Annotated in this window: 17 protein-coding genes; 8 read left to right on the forward strand and 9 right to left on the reverse strand. The window is 58.4% G+C overall.

The window, feature by feature from the left end:
- Position 1: 1 nt before the first annotated feature.
- On the forward strand, positions 2–1279 hold the full coding sequence (locus tag ACN5W5_RS05390; protein ID WP_420047535.1) for an AAA family ATPase: 1278 nt from the start codon (positions 2–4) through the stop codon (positions 1277–1279).
- 88 nt (positions 1280–1367) lie between these two features.
- Here the strand turns inward: ACN5W5_RS05390 and ACN5W5_RS05395 are convergent, their stop codons facing one another.
- Positions 1368–2630 (reverse strand): TniQ family protein, encoded by a 1263-nt coding sequence (locus tag ACN5W5_RS05395; RefSeq protein WP_420047536.1) that lies wholly within the window; start codon positions 2628–2630, stop codon positions 1368–1370.
- Positions 2627–2992, reverse strand: coding sequence for a helix-turn-helix domain-containing protein (locus tag ACN5W5_RS05400; RefSeq protein WP_420047537.1), 366 nt, complete (start codon positions 2990–2992; stop codon positions 2627–2629). The genes ACN5W5_RS05395 and ACN5W5_RS05400 overlap by 4 nt, the downstream gene beginning before the upstream one ends.
- 409 nt (positions 2993–3401) lie before the next feature.
- Between ACN5W5_RS05400 and ACN5W5_RS05405 the strand changes: the two genes are divergently transcribed.
- Positions 3402–4904 carry an IS5 family transposase gene (locus ACN5W5_RS05405; protein WP_420047538.1) on the forward strand — a complete coding sequence of 501 codons (1503 nt, stop codon included), beginning with the start codon at positions 3402–3404 and terminating at the stop codon, positions 4902–4904.
- Positions 4905–4999: 95 nt separating this feature from the next.
- Here the strand turns inward: ACN5W5_RS05405 and ACN5W5_RS05410 are convergent, their stop codons facing one another.
- Positions 5000–6766 carry a TnsD family Tn7-like transposition protein gene (locus tag ACN5W5_RS05410; protein ID WP_420047539.1) on the reverse strand — a complete coding sequence of 589 codons (1767 nt, stop codon included), beginning with the start codon at positions 6764–6766 and terminating at the stop codon, positions 5000–5002.
- Between the two features lie 296 nt (positions 6767–7062).
- Here ACN5W5_RS05410 and ACN5W5_RS05415 point away from each other — a divergent pair, with 296 nt between their 5' ends.
- On the forward strand, positions 7063–7317 hold the full coding sequence (locus ACN5W5_RS05415; RefSeq protein ID WP_420047540.1) for a helix-turn-helix domain-containing protein: 255 nt from the start codon (positions 7063–7065) through the stop codon (positions 7315–7317).
- A gap of 114 nt (positions 7318–7431) precedes the next feature.
- Here ACN5W5_RS05415 and ACN5W5_RS05420 read toward each other — a convergent pair whose 3' ends face one another.
- The 4 genes from ACN5W5_RS05420 to ACN5W5_RS05435 form a co-directional block, all read right to left on the reverse strand.
- Positions 7432–7902 (reverse strand): thermonuclease family protein, encoded by a 471-nt coding sequence (locus ACN5W5_RS05420; protein WP_420047541.1) that lies wholly within the window; start codon positions 7900–7902, stop codon positions 7432–7434.
- 270 nt (positions 7903–8172) lie between these two features.
- Positions 8173–8424, reverse strand: a complete 252-nt coding sequence (locus ACN5W5_RS05425; RefSeq protein ID WP_420047542.1) for a hypothetical protein — start codon at positions 8422–8424, stop codon at positions 8173–8175.
- A gap of 448 nt (positions 8425–8872) precedes the next feature.
- Positions 8873–10198 (reverse strand): Y-family DNA polymerase, encoded by a 1326-nt coding sequence (locus ACN5W5_RS05430; RefSeq protein ID WP_420047543.1) that lies wholly within the window; start codon positions 10196–10198, stop codon positions 8873–8875.
- A 28-nt stretch (positions 10199–10226) separates the two neighbouring features.
- Entirely contained in the window at positions 10227–10667 is a 441-nt protein-coding gene (locus tag ACN5W5_RS05435; protein WP_420047544.1) for a LexA family protein, read from the reverse strand.
- Between the two features lie 45 nt (positions 10668–10712).
- Between ACN5W5_RS05435 and ACN5W5_RS05440 the strand changes: the two genes are divergently transcribed.
- Complete coding sequence (locus ACN5W5_RS05440) at positions 10713–11384, forward strand: SOS response-associated peptidase (protein ID WP_420047545.1); 672 nt, start codon at positions 10713–10715, stop codon at positions 11382–11384.
- Positions 11385–11424: 40 nt separating this feature from the next.
- On the opposite strand, the gene ACN5W5_RS05445 is transcribed toward ACN5W5_RS05440, so the two are convergent.
- Together ACN5W5_RS05445 and ACN5W5_RS05450 are read right to left on the reverse strand one after the other, a co-directional pair.
- Complete coding sequence (locus ACN5W5_RS05445; protein ID WP_420047546.1) at positions 11425–11796, reverse strand: hypothetical protein; 372 nt, start codon at positions 11794–11796, stop codon at positions 11425–11427.
- Between the two features lie 753 nt (positions 11797–12549).
- Entirely contained in the window at positions 12550–13533 is a 984-nt protein-coding gene (locus ACN5W5_RS05450) for a hypothetical protein (protein ID WP_420047547.1), read from the reverse strand.
- Positions 13534–13712: 179 nt separating this feature from the next.
- Here ACN5W5_RS05450 and ACN5W5_RS05455 point away from each other — a divergent pair, with 179 nt between their 5' ends.
- From ACN5W5_RS05455 to tcmP, 4 genes are read left to right on the forward strand one after another with little or no spacing between them, the layout of a single operon-like run.
- Positions 13713–14306 (forward strand): LexA family protein, encoded by a 594-nt coding sequence (locus ACN5W5_RS05455; protein ID WP_420047548.1) that lies wholly within the window; start codon positions 13713–13715, stop codon positions 14304–14306.
- A 36-nt stretch (positions 14307–14342) separates the two neighbouring features.
- Positions 14343–15089, forward strand: coding sequence for a DUF5131 family protein (locus ACN5W5_RS05460; RefSeq protein WP_420047549.1), 747 nt, complete (start codon positions 14343–14345; stop codon positions 15087–15089).
- Between the two features lie 8 nt (positions 15090–15097).
- Positions 15098–16372, forward strand: a complete 1275-nt coding sequence (locus ACN5W5_RS05465; protein WP_420047550.1) for a three-Cys-motif partner protein TcmP — start codon at positions 15098–15100, stop codon at positions 16370–16372.
- Positions 16373–16410: 38 nt separating this feature from the next.
- Positions 16411–17604: a three-Cys-motif partner protein TcmP gene (gene tcmP / locus ACN5W5_RS05470; RefSeq protein ID WP_420047551.1), complete on the forward strand. Its 1194-nt coding sequence runs from the start codon at positions 16411–16413 to the stop codon at positions 17602–17604.
- The last annotated feature ends 47 nt before the right edge of the window (positions 17605–17651 follow it).

A 17651-nucleotide genomic window follows, 5' to 3' on the forward strand; every position in this document is an offset into this window, starting at 1 on the left:
GATGAAGCGCATCCCAGAAACCACGTCCACCTACACGGACAACTTGCTCATCCAATCACTCTCATCCACTCCAGATCCGAATGAAGTTCTTGGAAGACTGACGTATCTTCCACCGGTTCCTCGCGACGTATCAAAACTTCCCAAGCACGAACGCCTGCACCATCTGATGCAGGTCCGCGATTTGCACATACCCTCGGCCATCGAGTGTCAACTGGTCCAGTCGATTGATCTGATGATCAAGCAAGGATACAGCTACCGAGACCCACGACAGGCGATGACGTGGACCGCCATCAGCGGTGAGGCGACCGCAGCAGGGATTCGACTTCCAAAATCTCTGTCCGCCGCTGTGGAGGGCCTCTCAGGTGTCGGAAAAACGGAGGCGTGCCTGCGGTCCTTGCATGCGCTGGGTCCACAGGTCGTTGCTCACGAGTCCTTTCCAAAACTGGTGGGACGCCACGTGCAAGTTGTGTGGTTGTCTGTTGAAGTACCCCCATCAGGAAGAGCTAGCGATTTGGCTCGATCACTCATGCACGCCTGGCACAACGCCACAGGAGGCTCACGCTTTGATGCTGTACTGTCCAAGGATCGGATCGACGGGATGAAAGCCCTGGATGAATGGCGCCAGGTGGCAACCTCGCATTTTCTCGGCATTCTCCACCTTGATGAGATCCAGAACCTGTTCAAGATTCGCAGTCTCAAGGAAAGAAAAAACCGTACTGAATCACGGCTGGAACTGAGCATCGTCGAAGACCAGGTTCTCCGCTGGTTCTTGAACCTGACAAACACAGGCCAGATTCCGGTCATCGTGTCAGGAACCCCCGACGGCATCGGAGCACTGACCAAGAGGTTGAGCACTGCGCAGCGAATCAACACGGCGGGATACCACCGATTCGACCGCTTTACTGATCCAACGGAGGGTTCTTTTAGAAATATCTTCCTGCCTGTGCTGGGCCGATATCAGTATGTTGAAACGCCTCTGCGGGTTGACGACGCACTGGCAAAACTGATCATTGACCTGACCGCCGGAATCCCACGAATCATCATCGCGCTTTGGATCGGTGCCCACCGGGTTGCGTTCGAACGCCGCGACGACGATCTGAGGCATGCAGACTTCACTACCGCTGCATCCACTTGGTTGGCACCCCTTCAACACGCTGTCAAAGCCATTCGTGAGGGCAATGCGGTTGCGATGAGCAGGTACGAAGACTTGACACAAGCTGACACGAATTTCTGGAGAAGTTTTTGGCAGCAGTCCACGAATGCATCCTCCACTTCCTGAGATTGATCAAGCTTGGTGTTCTTGCATCGCAGTGTCTCGCACCTGCCGAAGTGCGAAGTACGGTCGTGTGAGGGAAGCTGTGCGCGAGTCAGTCCAGTCGCTCTCGCACCAAGTCCTTTACCAACGGGTGACCGGGATTTCGCACTGCCCTAATGGAGTTTATTTCAGTGGGAGCGTTGCGTATGGGATTGATTGCTGCAAGCAGCGCGCCGCGCACCTCCGCATAGCTCATTTTGTTTTTTCGAGAGGCCTCACCCAATGGGTTGTAATCAAGTAGAAGTGTTTGAACAACCCGTTCAAGCCTATCGGTCTCCATCCTGTCTAATTTTCGCCATCTGTTGCGATTGATTTGCGCCAAGATATAGCCGACTCGAAGTTGCTCATAAGAGGGCAACCGACCCATTTTCAAATTCGGTCTGCCCTTGGTTGAAAGCAACTCCGCTGAAATGATCGCATTGGCAGCATCATCGGCGCAATCGTAGAGCACCGCGAAGACCAGCGCATAAGCGATGACGCTCATGCCTGATCGATTATTCAGTAAGACCCTATCCACAGGGGACCAAAATTTGCCTCTCGGCACGTTCATTAATCCAGGTATCACGGATTCCAACCACGCCCCATCGAAATTCAACCTGAGTCGATCACTGAGCAGTGCCTTGGTAACGGCACCCTTCCCAACGTGAAATCCCAGATTTAGCGCCTTCACCCTCGCCTTCGCGACTCGGGAAACTGCCAGTTCATCGCGCGGTGTGTCAACATGTAGCAAACAGCTGCAAATGTCGAGGTAGCGCTCTATTGCGTTTGAGGATTGGCTCTGCTCGTGAACCCCTTGCGGCGCTTGATGCACCGCACCAAGACAGGCAGCTGGACCGGCTAGATAGGCTTTCGGCAACGATACGTAGCTCAATGCGCACTCATGCCTGACGCATCGATAGCGTCCTGGAATCTGATGTTCTCGACGCCAATAGGACTCCCCATGAAAACCTACATCCTCTGCTATGCATCGCGGACAGAGGTACGCATGTGGACGCATCGGACGCATCGCAAGAGACCACAACGCGGTCGTTTGTCGCGCTCCACCCAGCAATTCACCAGGCGAATTACTGGTGATTGCACGGCGCAAGGGCAACATCGAGTGCTCATGCACAAAGGAATGCAAATTCATCCCGGCCGCTTTAGCCAGCAACTCGACAGGCGGAACATCTCGCAAAGTTTGGCCATGGCGGCCAGACCATCGAAGCAGTTCACGCATAGTGCATTTTTCGTCGATCCAACCGTTGTGTTGCCTGATCCGCCCCGCATAACCATTGGCCAATTCGTCGGGTAGTGGTTCGGGGCGAATCAGACTCATACAGCCTCCTCCATCTTTGACTCACCGCCCTGCCCATCTGGGCGCAACACGGCCAAAGATCGGATCACTGAGGACAAAGCTTTGGCATGCACCGCCGATCCATCCCAAGCTTGCCGCAGTGCTTCGAGCAATTCTTCATTCTCCCGCACCGCCTCAACCGTTACACCGGTTTCGAGTCGCTCAACGTAAAGACAGACCTCTTCCAACAAACGGGATTTTCGAAAGCCCTTGCCGCCGAGGATGCGGCTGACTTGAGATTGGCTGGCACCCAGCGCCTCGGCGATCTGCGCCTGTGTGATGCCTTGCCTGCGGCACAGGTCTGATGCCTTCAAAACCCGTGATTTGACATCCTGCTGAATCATGCTTAAAGCATAACTAAACACATATTTGCATGTCAAGCATAAAACAAACAGCGTGCACTGCCCCATGCACGGCGAGCACGCAACAGCAAATAGCTTCCGTTTGACCTGCCAGCCCGGCACGAGCTCTCGGCACGTTCATCAAAGCCCGGTGGGGCAACACAGGGCTGCCGAGAGCACGCCGATTGGGTATGGGTTCAGGGCACGCCCTGGTAGGGTTTCTGAGTTGATGTTTTCCCCCACCCTGATCAAAAAACAGCGTCCAGATCTCTGGATTGAAGGTCGACCTTCAATAGTCGCCCCTGAAGAACCACCAGAACCCGCATGAACACTGGCTTCTGGGGTGATCTCGGGGGCGCAGGACTCCCAGTTTGAATTCCAATAGGGGCTGTTTTCTGGGAGTTCTGCCGTGATGTTTGCCTGCCCCGCCACCGACGATTTCTTTCGCTCGCGCATCGACCACATGATTGACCTGCGTCATCCGCTGGCCGTGCTGGCCTCGCGCATGCCTTGGCAGGAGATCGAAGCACGGGTGGCCCAGGTGTTCTCCCGCAAGGGCCGCGCCGGTGTGGCCATGCCCGACCTGGATCTTTTCGGTGAACAGGTGCAGCGTGTGGCCGTTGCCAGCAACGCCGGACGCCCCCGCGTGCCGCTGCGCATCATGATCGCGCTGCTGTACCTCAAACATGCCTTCAACGAGTCCGACGAGGGTGTCGTGGCCCGCTGGGCCGATACGCCCCGCTGGCAGTTCTTCTCGGGCTGTGCGTACTACGAAGACCGCCAGCCCTGCGACGCCACCACCCTGGTCAAGTTCCGCCAGTTGCTGGGCGAAGAAGGCGTGGAGGAGCTGCTTGCGCAGACCATCAACGTGGCTGTCGAGCTCAAGCTGATCAAGCCGCAGGAGCTCACCCGCGTGATCGTGGACAGCACGGTGCAACACAAGGCCATTGCGCACCCCACCGACAACCGCCTGCTGGAGACGGCGCGCGCCAAGCTGGTGGAGGCGGCCAAGGATGCGGGCATCGATCTGAAGCAGACGTTTGTCAAGGAAGGCCGGGACCTCAGCCGCAAGGCCGGACGCTATGCCCATGCCCGCCAGTTCAAGCGAATGCGCCGCGCCATCGGGCGCCAGCGCACCATCGTGGGCCGACTGCAGCGCGAGGTGGACCGCAAGGCCAGCGCCATCGGGGCGGCCGTGCGGCAGGCGCTGGGTGAGACTTTGAACAAAGCCCGGCGCATCGTGGACCAGAGCGGCCAGCGCAAAGCCGCCGATGGACAACCCAAGCTCTACGCCTGGCATGCCCCGGAGGTGGACTGCATCTCAAAGGGCAAGGCCCGAACGCCCTACGAGTTCGGCGTGAAGGTGGGCATTGCCAGCACGCTGCAGGGCAATCTGATCGTGGGGGCCAAGGCCTTCCACGGCAACCCGTACGACGGCCATACCCTGAACGAGCAACTGGAGCAGGCGAGGATCCTGATGCAGGACCGTGCGGCCAAGCCAGCGACGGTGTTCGTGGATCTGGGCTATCGGGGCGTGGATGCGGACAACCCGGATGTGCACATCGTGCACCGGGGCAAGTCCAAACGGATCAGCGAGCAGGAGCGGCGCCAGCTCAGGCGTCGTCAGGCGATCGAACCGATCATCGGCCACCTCAAGGCCGATCACCGCATGGATCGCTGCCACCTCAAGGGTGCGCAGGGCGACCGACTGCACGCGGTGCTGTGTGCGGCGGGCTACAACATCCGCTGGCTGCTGCGCATGATTGCAAAGAAGGGGGTGACCTTCTTGCGCCGGCTTTACTTGCGACTGTGCACGGTGGCGGGCATGTCGCCGAACTGGCAAGACGCGTTGGGTACGCTGCTCACTCGCGCACTCACCGGTTCAGTCCAGCGCCCCGTCGGCGCTCGCATTTGAATAAATCAGGGACGACTCAATATGCATAGAGCATTAACCAATAGCATTGATGCATCCCATGAAGCATCGTGCTTTTCGACGATCTATCCAGACCGTCATAACAGATCGCCGTCGAGGCGGATGGTTGATGCGCGCCTTTGAAGCGCTGTCTGGATGGCTTGACGGGTCAAAGGCAGCCGATCCAAGACTCGAAGCTTGGGCTTGAGTTCAGGTACAGCCTGGTAGATCTCCCACAACTTCAGTGCCCTTTGACGTTCTGCGCACAGATCAAGGACCACTGTGCGCACACGTTGACTCAACCATTGATCTCTTTCATCCCAATGCACTGCAGCAGCCTGCTGGTCTGCATGCCTGACGATGGGTTCAGGCTGGTGGGCCTTCAGCCAGTTGCGATCATTCCGATACAGCCAGATGTAGAGCGCTGGGTCCATCGCGCGCAGGATCTTTATGCCTGCTGATCCAAAAGCTTTTCGAAGGCTCAGCCAGGCCCCCCTGGCTGCCTCCTGAACTCGCTGGCTCCGGGCTGTTCTCCAAGTCTCATGCAAGCCGGGATGTGTGCGCAGAATTCTGGTGATCGAGCAGACGGACACTTCGTGCCTGAGTGCCGCATCCGCCTTGTCTGCACCGTGCCGCAGATCTTCGAGCACTGCCTGCAACCTCTCGGGTTTCAACAGCTTGGCACGTCGCTTGGTTTCAATGCCAGCGTCAGCAGCCCAAGCCATGGCAGTGACAACCGAAACGCCAACGGCAGCCGCAGCGGCTGACACTGCAACCCCCTCGCGAATCATCACAAGCGCTCGCTGCCGCTGGTCGCCGATGGCCTCCGCATGCCGGCTCTGCTTCGGAAACATGAAAATTCGGCGCGCAGAGGCGCACTCCGCTGGCGTCCACTCAGACTCAGGCGTTTCCCAGTTTTCGATGGCCGCTGCAAAAGCGCCTGCGTCCTCAAACAGCCAGGATGCCCCGACCAGCCATCGCAATGGGTGCGTTCCTCCTCTGGTCGAACGCAACAAGCGACCCAGATCGCGTACAGCTTCGCCATCGTTCTTCGCCAATCCGCTCAGTTCCGGAACGCAACGAAGCGCCTGCACATGGTTGAGGTACGAAGCCGACATCTGGGCCAGTTTCAGTCGGCCACTGGCTGTCATCCACCCCCGGTTTTTCAGATCCGTGCGCAGAGCCTGCTGGAGCAAGACACCATTCAATGCGCCCTGAGTCGACCTTCGAGCAAACAACTCGGCAACAAATCTGCTCAGATGTGCGAGAGATTGAAATGACACTGGGGCAACGTCCACCGTCACTGGCGTCAGATGGTCAATGGACGGAAGGTGCCACGAGAAGCGCTCCACACCCGTTGACTTCAATGAGGAACTGAGCAGCAGGGCTTGATGTTCCTCGCACACCCAGGCGCCGGGATACTGATGCTGCAGATGCCAATACACCCACCCGTGCTCACGCCTGTCCCGGTCCATGCAAGCTGGGCAGGCCTTTAGCGGATGGTTTGCGCGGAATCTGCTCGTGAGCAGACCCATCCGAAATTTGACGTGGGCAACAGAGCCACCGCACATCGCTGCAACAACCTCTGAGGTCAATTGCTGAGTCTGAAACGGTCGGTAGAAGCTCAGCAGCGTGCGTTCCAGCGCAATCTCCTGAGGGCCTCCTAGGCGAAGGTCGGTACGCCGGGCAAAATCATCCAGACAACAAGGCAAATCGTGTTGCACACCTTGGCGCCTGTGGCCAAACAGTTGCATGGTGGTGCGCGAACTGACGCTGTGACCAGTGAGCACATGGTGGCGACTGCACAAACTGAAGAACGTTTCCCCAGGCAGCCAAGACAACAGTGTTGGAGCACCGTCGATCACAACAGCAACACCCGCGAATTGAGTGCTCCTTCACCGCCACATGATCGATCAAACAGGAACATTCGAACACTCTATGTGGACCAATGGCCATCGACAAGCCTCCTGTGCAACCAGCCCTACAAGTCGACGTTTCGACGAGGTTGGTCGGGCCCCTGAACTGCAGGCAATGGACGAGCCGTGCAGAGCCGCATTCGGGGAAACGTCCAGAAAATGCTACCGATATATATCGATATCTATCAAACTCTAACCACGTATAGCCCTGTATACACTGGCTCAGCCCCTGCCAGACGGACCTGATGGTCCATCAACATGCCTTTGATGTGTGCTCCAGCAGGACTTTCATCAGTGCACTGGAGCGAGGCCTGAAGATTCCCACGCTGAGCGAGGTGGACCAGTTGGCGGAGGTGTTGGGCGTTCATCCGCTGGCCATCCTGGCCATGACCTATGCGAAGGAGCCCACACCCCATTCTGTTCAGGATGCCCTGCACCATGCGGCTGAACAGGCATGGAACCTGATGAACCGCTCGACCCTTGTTGGGGAAGAGCGTTAGCCCGACTCCATCGCTCTAACCTGGGTATTTCCGACCGGGAAGGTCAGGCGCACTTTGGCCTTCTGCGGCCAGTCATGAACCGACTCTGAGCGCACCAAGACAGGCAATGTCGGCTCAGCGAGAGCCTGCACGCCATTCCCATGGGGGAATGGCGTGGGGATCAGCCGACAAGCCGCGGTGCTGGGATCGCGCATCATCCTCGGCATTCGCATAGAGCAGCCGATCCGATGAGCTCTGTTCACCGGCGTACTTCTTGTAGTGCCAGGCCCAGCCATCGACCACCAAAGACAGGTTCACGTCCCGGCCGTCGCTGATCACCTTGCCCACCCAGCGACCGTAGCGGTCCTTCTTTTCTGTGAGCACCAGGACGACCTTCTGGAAGACCAGCGTTGAAAGGGCTTCGCGTGCGCGTTGCCCGAACGGCTGGCGACGCTCCGGGGTGTCGATACCCGACAGACGGATCTTGTGCTGTACCTTCTGGGCATCCAGCACGGTCAAGGTGTCGCCGTCGGCGATGGACACGACAAGCCCCTGGATGCTCTGAGCGTGTAGCAAACCGCTGATCGACCAGCAGGCGATCAGCATCAGGAAAAATTGCCAGTGGGAATGTCGACCGGTCACGCGATGACCCTCAAAAAAATGCCCGGACTACGCCGGGCGAACAGGTGCTTCACGGCACCTTTCAGGGAGGTGGACTCCTGATGATGAGAGTCCGAGAAGATTGTCGGTTCCAGCGCCTGGATCCGGATTGCCGTCCTGTCAAATCTTGCAGAAGCTGTCTGAATGCCGGCTCAGGACCATGACCTTGATCACACCTGGCGGCTCCAGGTGGAGGTCACAGTCTGCTCAGACGACTCAGCTGCCGACGGCATCCTTGATGCATTTCTTGGTGAAACTGTTCTTGGCAGCACCTGCCAGTTTCTTATCCTGCGCGAGCAGAACACAGCGGGCGGTGGCGTCTTTTTCGCACTTCTTGAGGAAGGAGGTCTTGGCTGCACCGGCCAGCTTCTTCTCGCTCGCGGCGGCCGTGCAGGTGAGATCTTGCGCCCAGGCAGCATGGGACAGAAGCATCAGCACAGATGCGGTGAACAGGGAGGTCTTGAACATGGGTGCTCCGTCGGTTGGGGATGACGGCGCGAGGATATCGCAGGTGCAGATGGCGCTGGCATCACCTGACCCGACTCTCCAAGGGTACCTGCAACAAGTACTGATGTTATTTACAGTATGCTCTGGTCAACGCACTGTTCCCGAGGAGTCCAGCATGTCTTCCACCTTTCGTCAGCACTACAAGCCCTTGCGCATCCCGGCTCCCATCGTGCTGCGTCGACTATGGGCATGGTTCTAGGCCCAGTCACCAGCTCACTCAGAGATTGATGGCAATGCCTGTGCCTGCCTTCGCCTACAAGCCAACGGTCCCGCAATGCGATGCAGGAGTCCGCACGAACAGGTTAGCACCGTCCGCCGTTGCCTCTGCTGGCCCGAAATGGTGCTATCACGGAAGCGCCTCTCTGAGGTCGGCTTGAAACCTGGATCCTTGGCCACAGACCCAGGTCTGTCACGCCCTCACCACCGGCACATCCTCCAAGCGGGTCGTGTACTGCGGCGTTCGCCTCTCCTGCTTCATTCCCCACTCCCGTTTTGGCCCCTGCTTGCCCGTGGCCGCTGAATGCACGGTCCCTTTTCCATAGCGGCAGTTGATGGCATCCATCGCGGTCATCAGCCTGGAGCGGTCACGTGGCGTGGTTGCCGTTGCTGCGTCTTCATGCGCAAGCGGTTCGAGGTCCAGTTCCCATTGCTGAACACTTGCCGGTTGCAGTTCGACCAGGATGACGCCCGCCTTGATGAACCGAAACCCCGGCACGTACATGTAGCGCATGCCGTCGGCTGCGGCCTGAGCCAGAGCCAAGGTGTCGTCGGTCGGCCGGCGCAGTGGCACCACCACGCTGCGTGAGCACTGGGCCCCTGGCCGGTAGGGCGAGGTGTGCATGAAAACCAGCAGCTCGCTGGCCAGGCAGTTCTGTTTCCTCAGCTTCTCCGCCGCCCGGCCGGCGAATTCGCTCACGGCTTCAACCAGCGGTCCCAGCTCGTGCATGGGTTTGCCAAACGAACGCGTGCAGGCAATCTGCTGTTTCGGTCCTGGGGCATCGTCCAGCTCGATGCAGGACTGGCCCTGCAGTTCACGCACGGTCTTCTCCAGCGTGACACTCCAGCCGCGGCGAATCGTGGCCGTGTCCATCCGGGTGAGATCCAGGACAGTCCGGATGCCGCCGTCCTGCAGCTGCTTGGCGATGCGGGGGCCGACGCCCCATACCTCACTCACGGCGGTGGCCTGCAGCACATCGTCCAGGTCCTGCGCCGGGAGGGTGGCCAGGTTGCAGACCTGGGCCAGCATCTGGGGGTAGCTGCCGGGTTTTCTCTCTGCCGTCTTGGCGATGTGGTTGGCCAGTTTGGCCAGGGTCTTGGTGGGCGCGATGCCGATGCAGGTGGGGATGCCGGTCCACTGGTGGATGCGGGCGCGCACCTTGAAGGCGCGGCTGACCAGGTCACCACGCACCCCCTGCAGGCCAATGAAGCTCTCGTCGATGGAGTAGATCTCTTGCGATGGCCCCAGCCCGGCGGCCAGGCTCATCATGCGGTCGCTCATGTCGCCGTAGAGCGTGAAGTTGGCTGACAGGGCCACCAGCCCGGCTTCCTGCTCCATGTGTCGGATCTTGAACCAGGGGGCGCCCATCTTGATGCCCAGCGCCTTGGCTTCGTTGCTGCGCGCGATGGCACAGCCATCGTTGTTGGAGAGCACGATGACAGGCCGGCCGTTCAGGCTGGGCCGGAACACCCGTTCGCACGAGACGTAGAAGTTGTTGCCATCGACCAGGGCGTACATGGCCGGTTCCTTTGCATCCGGGGTCCGCTCAGACGGTGAAGCGTTTGATGCAGGAAGAGACCACACCCCAGACTTCGACGGTCTGGCCGTCCTTGGGCACGATGTCTGGGAAGGTGGGGTTGGCGGCCTTCAGGCGCACACGCCCGGCCCGCTGATGCAGGTATTTGACGGTGAACTCACCATCGACCACCGCCACCACGACATGACCGTGCCGGGGTTTGATTGCTTTGTCCACCACCAGGGTGTCGCCGTCATCAATGCCGGCCTCGCGCATGGAGGTGCCGGCCACGCGCAACAGGAAGGTGGCCTGGGGATGGGTGACGAGAATTTGTGTGAGATCCAGCCGGTTGACCGCGAAGTCTTCAGCCGGCGAGGGAAAGCCGGCCCGCACGTGTCCTTCGGACATGGGCAGCACCAGCGGTGTGGCCGCCAGGAGCTGGGGCGCGGAGCTGGTGCATATGCTGTTCATTTATCCAGTATAAGGCCGACGCCCGTTTCCGGCCAGAATGCGCCCATGTGTTCCAACTACGACGCCGTGGTCAGCACGGAGAGACTGCGGCTGTATTTCGGGGTGGATGCCCCACCAGCGGCCAAGGCTCAGGTCTGGCCGCTCTACGAAGGCTGCTTCATCCGCCGGCACCCTCACAAGGATGTGGGTGACGAGGCCGTCCCCCCGCGGGAGGCCATGGCCGGGCTGTTCGGGCTGATTCCGCACTGGGCGGGTGAACTGACCTTTGGCCGGCGCACCTACAACGCGCGCTCCGAGACGGTTGCCGAGAAGCCCAGCTTCCGGGATGCCTGGAGAAACGGCCAGCACTGCATCGTCCCGGTGGAGCGCATTTACGAGCCGGACTGGCGCAGTGGCTCAGCGATGCCGACCCGCATCCAGCGCAAGGACGGCAAACCCATGGGCATTGCCGGTCTATGGACCAGCAACCGGAAAGCGACCGGTGACGAGGTCTTCAGCTTCACCATGCTGACGGTCAATGCCGACGAGCATGAAGTGTTCAAGCACTTTCACAAGCCTCAGGATGAAAAACGCATGGTTGTCATCCTGCGCGAGGACCAGTACGACGAGTGGCTGGATGCGCCGGCCGTCCGATCGATGGAATTCATGAGGCAGTTCCCAGCCCACATGCTGATGGCGACGGCTGATCCTGAGCGGGGGAAGCGGTCGAACCGTTGACGCAGAGCCTGCCCGACAAGGGAGGGGGAGAAGCGTCCTGTTACCTCAGCTCGGTGAAGCGGCGCGACACGTTCACCGGTATCTGCACGGGCAAGCCAGCAGCGAACCAATCCACCGGCTTCCACCCGGGCAGGGGATTGCGCTTCAAACGGTCTGCCGTGGTGTGCTCAAGCAACTTGTCGATCTCACCCCCACATAGGCTGAGCGGCATGTCCGGAAAGATGGTCGGAAACTGGGCCCAGTCCTCAGCACGGACGCTTCCAACGATTTCGCTCCAGTCGCTGGCAACGTCAGCCACCCCAATGCGAGTTTTGCAGACTGCGTTGTCTGACGCGTCGAACAGCACCAACCACTGGAACCGGAGTCCTTGGTAGGTCATGACCTCGCTGAGAACCGCGCTTTTTGTGTCCATGAAAATGAGAATACAACGCTCGTCGCGTCGGATGCTAAAAGCCCAGGACTGAGACGTGGTTCCTTTGAGATTTTCCAGTTGGGTTCAAAAAATGAGCAGAAGCCCGACTGTTCACTGTTGAATTTTGCACTTCACTTTTTGCGATCCTGGGCGAGCACCAAAGCAGTGAATGGCTTCTCGCACCTGTGACCCAGTCAAGGGTCCTCATGCTGAGCTGTTCCTGGCTCTACTGAAGATGTCTACAGCAGGAACCGCGCAAGGTGTGATGAACGCCGTGATTCCACCTTTTGGAACCTTTCGCCTCGCACTGTTGAAGGACTCTTCTGCAGCGACAGCAGTCCTTCGCGACGCACCCCTGACTGGCTTCTCACGGACAAGAAGCTGCCAATAGACAGCGCTTGCTAACACGGATTGCCCCGCTCAGGGAGGGCACATCGACATGGGCTTATCGATGGGTGTGAAGCATCCTTCGTAGGTGACGGCCTGCTCACCGAGGTGAATCAGCCCGGTAGTTCTGACAACCTCAAGCGAGGAAGAGTTTTCCGCCTTCATTTGAAGTTAAGTGATCGTGTCGGTGAAATTCGACGCCCCGACCTCGTTCATGAACTGGGCATGAACTGACCTGCCCCCCAACAGCCGAAGAAGTCCCCGGCCTGGCTCAATAAACGCAAGTCTTGCCCTTGTACTGTTTGCTCCTGATTTCTCAACTCGTTCGGCAGCGTTCACGTGCAGATCCTGCGTCATACCCAGACGTCAAAGAAATCGTCCGTACTCGTGTAGCCAGTGCGCAGAAAAGTCGTAGTGCCTTACGTTCACTTTGGACGAGTTTGCGATCGGCTCAAGCGAAAGCGCGATCTTCTTGAGTTGACTTCGTTTCCTCGACAGCCACCACGTCAGTGGGTCAATTTTGGACGCCATCCCCTTCTGATTCGGGACGAATATGTCCAATGGAAAATCAACGCCTGCACGACGGTGCGCGTTGAGGACTTCACAAAGAGCACCTGCAGCGAGATCGGCAATAGCCACGAAGTCTTCGACGTCCCGAGTGCCGCTGTCGGAAGCAGTCGTCCCCACTCGCAAGTGGCCGAGCGAGTGCTCGAGATACGCGCTCATGATCCGACCGGAAGCTTCGGTAAGTTGTCGCAATCGCTGATCGTTGGCTGCGATCTCGTCTTGGTCGCTAATCCAGACGACGTTTTGCCCCGGACGCGATAGGCCAGCGACGAGCAACGCGGCGACATGGCATATGCGCAGCAACTTCTCTTCTACCTTTGATGGCCAACTGGATAGAAGATCTCCGTCGCTGTTTGCCCGCGCATCATCACCGGCATGCTGAAAGAGTCTTTTGATTCTCTTGTCCACGAGCACCACCAAAAGAAGACCTTGAATCTGTTCGGCCGCATCTAAGAATCGGGGCAATGCCGCCGTGCGCTTCTTGTCACCAAGATTCTTGAAGGACATCCTTCTGCCATTCGGCAAGTTGGTGCTTCGCAGGCTACGCCTTGCATCGTGCCATGGCTGGAGTCGATCTGAGTCGGCAATCAAGAATCCGAGAGCCTCGAAGTCGGACGTAGAGTGCTGCCCGCTGTAGTCAGAGCCAATCAACAAAGTACGCGCATGAGCGAAGTCCGGCAGTGCAAACCGATCTGCAAGGTCGATGAACCTCATTAACTTGCTGACGGCATTCATCGCGCCGAGTTCTGGCCGGTCCCTCAGCCCCCAGTTGCTTCCAAGCATGGCAATCTCAATCCTGTTTAGAAGTTCACAGTTCAACAAGTCTTACACCGGTGGGATGAACAAACATCGATCTCTGCGGCTTGACGGATGTTCACCCCCGTAGGCGTCTGCCTCTACGAGGACCGGACCGACTACTTCCGACGAACATCGCGTGCTAAACTTGATTTTGTCACAAAATCATGAAAACGCAGTCATCAAAGCCTAGCCATGGCGGCACCCGACAGGGTGCCGGGCGCAAGGCCGCCTATGGAGAGCCCACCAAAACAGTTCGTGTGCCGCAGAGCATCGTTCCAGTGGTGGTGGGCTATCTGGATGATCTGAAGCGCGCGCCGCAAACGACCGGCGTTGACACGCGGGCCCTGAGGCCGATCGCCGGATCCCGCACCGCCACCATGGTGCCCGCCCTTGGGCGTCGTGTTCGCGCTGGTATGCCCACCTCAGGTGATGACTTTCAAGTTGACACCGTCGATCTTGGCAAGCACCTGGTGCGAGACCCGAGCAGCACCTTTGTCATGAAGGTCCACGGCTGGTCAATGCGGGATGCGGGCATCTCCCACGGCGACGAGTTAGTCGTCGATCGTGACGTAGCCGCCGAAGACGGTCGCATCGTCATTGCGGATATCGCTGGTGAATTGACTGTCAAACGCTTGAAGCGCACGGACACAGGCTGGCTGCTTCAGGCATGCAATCCAGATTTCGCCGACATCCCGATCAGCGACAAGAGCGAACTGAACATCTGGGGCGTCGTCACGCGCCTGCTGCGTGTGGTCTAGCCGCCTGCACCCAATTTCAAGAAATAGGAGAACCTCATGTCTCAAGCAAGCAGGATCGAATGGACCGAGGCGACATGGAACCCTACGGTAGGTTGCACCAAGATTTCGCCGGGCTGCAAGCATTGTTACGCCGAGACCATGGCCAAACGACTGCAGGCCATGGGCACGCCTGGCTATGAGAAAGGTTTCAAGCTCACCATCCTTCCTGACCGGCTGGCAGAACCGCTGGCACGCAAGAAGCCAACGGTGTACTTCGTCAACTCGATGTCCGATCTCTTTCACAAAGGTGTAGATGACAGCTACATTGCCCAGGTTTTCGATGTGATCCGGCGTTGCCCGCAGCACACCTTCCAGGTGCTGACCAAACGCGCCGATCGCATGGCCAGCTTCTTCCGGACACACGATGTGCCAACGAACGCCTGGATAGGCGTTTCCGTCGAGGATCGCAAATATGGCGTGCCTCGAATCGAAGGCCTGCGCAAGGTCGACGCCCGTATTCGCTTTCTGTCTGTCGAACCGCTGCTCGAAAATGTCGGTGAGCTCAACCTAAGCGGCATCCATTGGGTGATCGTCGGGGGCGAGTCCGGGCCCAAGGCACGACCGATGAAACTGGAATGGGTCGAAAATATCCGTCAACAATGCGAGGATCAGGGAGTGCAGTTCTTCTTCAAGCAATGGGGCGGCTGGGGAGCAGACGGCAAACGCCGTTCCAAGAAGGCCAACGGCCGCTTGCTTGGGGGCAGGACCTGGGACGACATGCCAGCACTTTCCGCCCACATCTGAAGGAACACATGACGCTGAAGCAATACAACTGGAAGAACGGTCCGGACCTCATCCAGCAGCACAGCGTCGCCAAACACCGCATTCTTCAGGCGTACCTCGCTGCCTACTTCCGAACACTCGTCAGTTCGCCGAATCAGGACGTCCTCAGGCTGACCTTAGTCGATGGGTTTGCCGGCGGTGGCTTGTACATTCACAATGACACGCGCGAACCGGTCAAAGGCTCGCCCTTCATCTTCCTCGAAGCCACCCGCGAAGCAGACTTCCTGATCAATAAGGACCGGCGCAAGCCAGTCCAATTGCAGGTCGACTACTTTTTCACCGAGGCCGACCGCCATGCCTATATGCACCTCGACAAGGTACTGCGCGAAGAAGGCTATGGTGAAAGGATCGGCAAAAGCGTCTTTCTCGACCACGCGCGCTTCCAGGACCGGGCAGATGCGATCATCGCCTTCATCAAGAAGAAGAGCCCGAAGAACGGCCGCTCGATCTTCGCGCTGGATCAGTACGGCTACAAGGACGTGCCCACGCAGCTGATGCGCCAGATTTTTGAGGCGCTACCGAGAGCAGAGATCATCCTCACGTTCAACGTCGACTCACTCATGAACTTCGCCAACGATGGCGACCAGATGAAGGATCTGTTGGGGAGCCTCGGTATACCTGACATCTTCGGTGGCCGTCCGGTGGATGAGATCAAGAATTCCGACCGCGACTGGCGCCTGCTATTGCAAAGTACCGTGTATCGGCGCCTCGTTGAGAACTGTGGCGCCCGCCACTTCACTCCGTTCTTCATCCGCAATCGCGGAGGGCATGGTGACTACTGGTTAATCCACATGTCACAGCATCATCGGGCTCGCGACGTCATGACCGAGGTGCACTGGGCGAACAACAACTACTTCATCCACTACGGCGGAGCCGGCCTCGACATGTTCCACATGGTCGGCTACGACCCCGCACATGATTCGACCTACCTCGGGCAGTCGCCCCTGGGCTTCGAGTTCGACGATGTGGCCCGCCGCGCGAGCATCGCAGCGCTTAACGAGCACATCCCACGCCGCGTGTACGCAGATGACGCTGGCATTAGCTTCGGTGAGTTGTTCGCGACCACGTGCAACAGCTCACCGGCTTCGGCGCAAATCTACCGGGAGTCGGTCGGCAAGCTGCTCGATGAACGGGTAGTCGAGATCGTTGGCGCCGACGGGACCAAGCGCAGATCGTCGGCTCAGATCAAAGACACAGACCAGATCATGCCTCCCCCGCAGAGGGCGCTATTTTTGATCGGTTGAGACGTGCCTTGGACCACAACATCGGAAGGTAGAAGAACTTGACTTCATCGATCATTCCGGAGGCCTACGAGGGGCGCGAGCAAGCCATGGTGAAGCATGCGCTCCTCAAGAGCTACCTCGAAAAGCTGGTGCTAATCATCGGCATGGGCGCCAAGAAGGTCCGACGTGCAGAAATCTGTTTTGTGGATTGCTTTGCTGGACCATGGGGCGCGCTGAACGACGACCTCGAAGGCACGTCGATTTCGCTGTCACTGAAAACGCTTGCTGCCTGTAAAGAGACGCTTGCGAGGCTTGGCATCGACGTCACGATGCGGGCTCTATACGTTGAGAAGGACAAGAGTGCGTTCGAGCGACTCTCAGCATTTCTCGGTTCGAAGGCCCCTCCAACAGTTGCCCAGGCCTGTCTGCACGGCGACTTCGTTGACTTGCGAGAGGACATCCTGAAGTGGTGCGGTACCGACGCGTTCACATTTTTCTTCGTCGATCCAAAGGGATGGAAAGACATCGGAATCGAGATCATGAGGCCGCTGCTTCAGCGGCCTCGGTCGGAGTTCCTGATCAATTTTGCGTACAACTTCATCAATCGCACGGCATCCATGGCTGCCTGGCAGGACGCAATGGTGAAGCTACTTGGTTCATCGGTGAATCTTTACGGGCTCCAGTCCACCGAGCGCGAAGAGGCCTTGGTCAATGCCTACCGATCAAGTCTCAAGGCGTGTGTTCCAAGCAGTCGCCCGGAGTACCGGCCGCGATCTGCCTACATCACGGTACTCGACCCACTGCATCAGCGAACAAAGTACCACCTCGTTTATCTGACGTGCCATCCGAAGGGAATCGTCGAGTTCATGGATATGTCTGAGAAAGCAGACTTAGTTCAAAGACGGGTTCGTGCTGCCAAGCAAGTCGATGTCCGTCAGCAGAAGACCGGCGTCATGGACATGTTTGGTATCGAGCCACAAGCAGAACCGGTGGATGGCCGCTGTAGTCCGGATGTTGTCGATGCTTTCTGGCAAAGAAACCTTGCAGCCGGCGAGCACCGCATTGGTACCGCCGAATTCGCCGACATCCTTGAAACCACAAACTGGCTTCCGGGAGATTTGCAAAGCTCACTGGTACGCCTTGTGAAGGCTGGCACGGTTCGAAATCTCGACGCGGACGCCTCCAAGAGACGCACGAAGCCCCTGCACTTCGAAAAGGCGGAACGCCTTCAACTTGCTCGGGTGATCAAATAATTACAGACTTTCGTTTGCGATTTCAATTCCCCGAGTAGGTCTGCCGC

The sequence above is a fragment of the Hydrogenophaga sp. ZJX-1 genome (assembly GCF_048590325.1).
In the GTDB taxonomy this organism is placed as follows: Bacteria; Pseudomonadota; Gammaproteobacteria; order Burkholderiales; family Burkholderiaceae_C; genus Hydrogenophaga.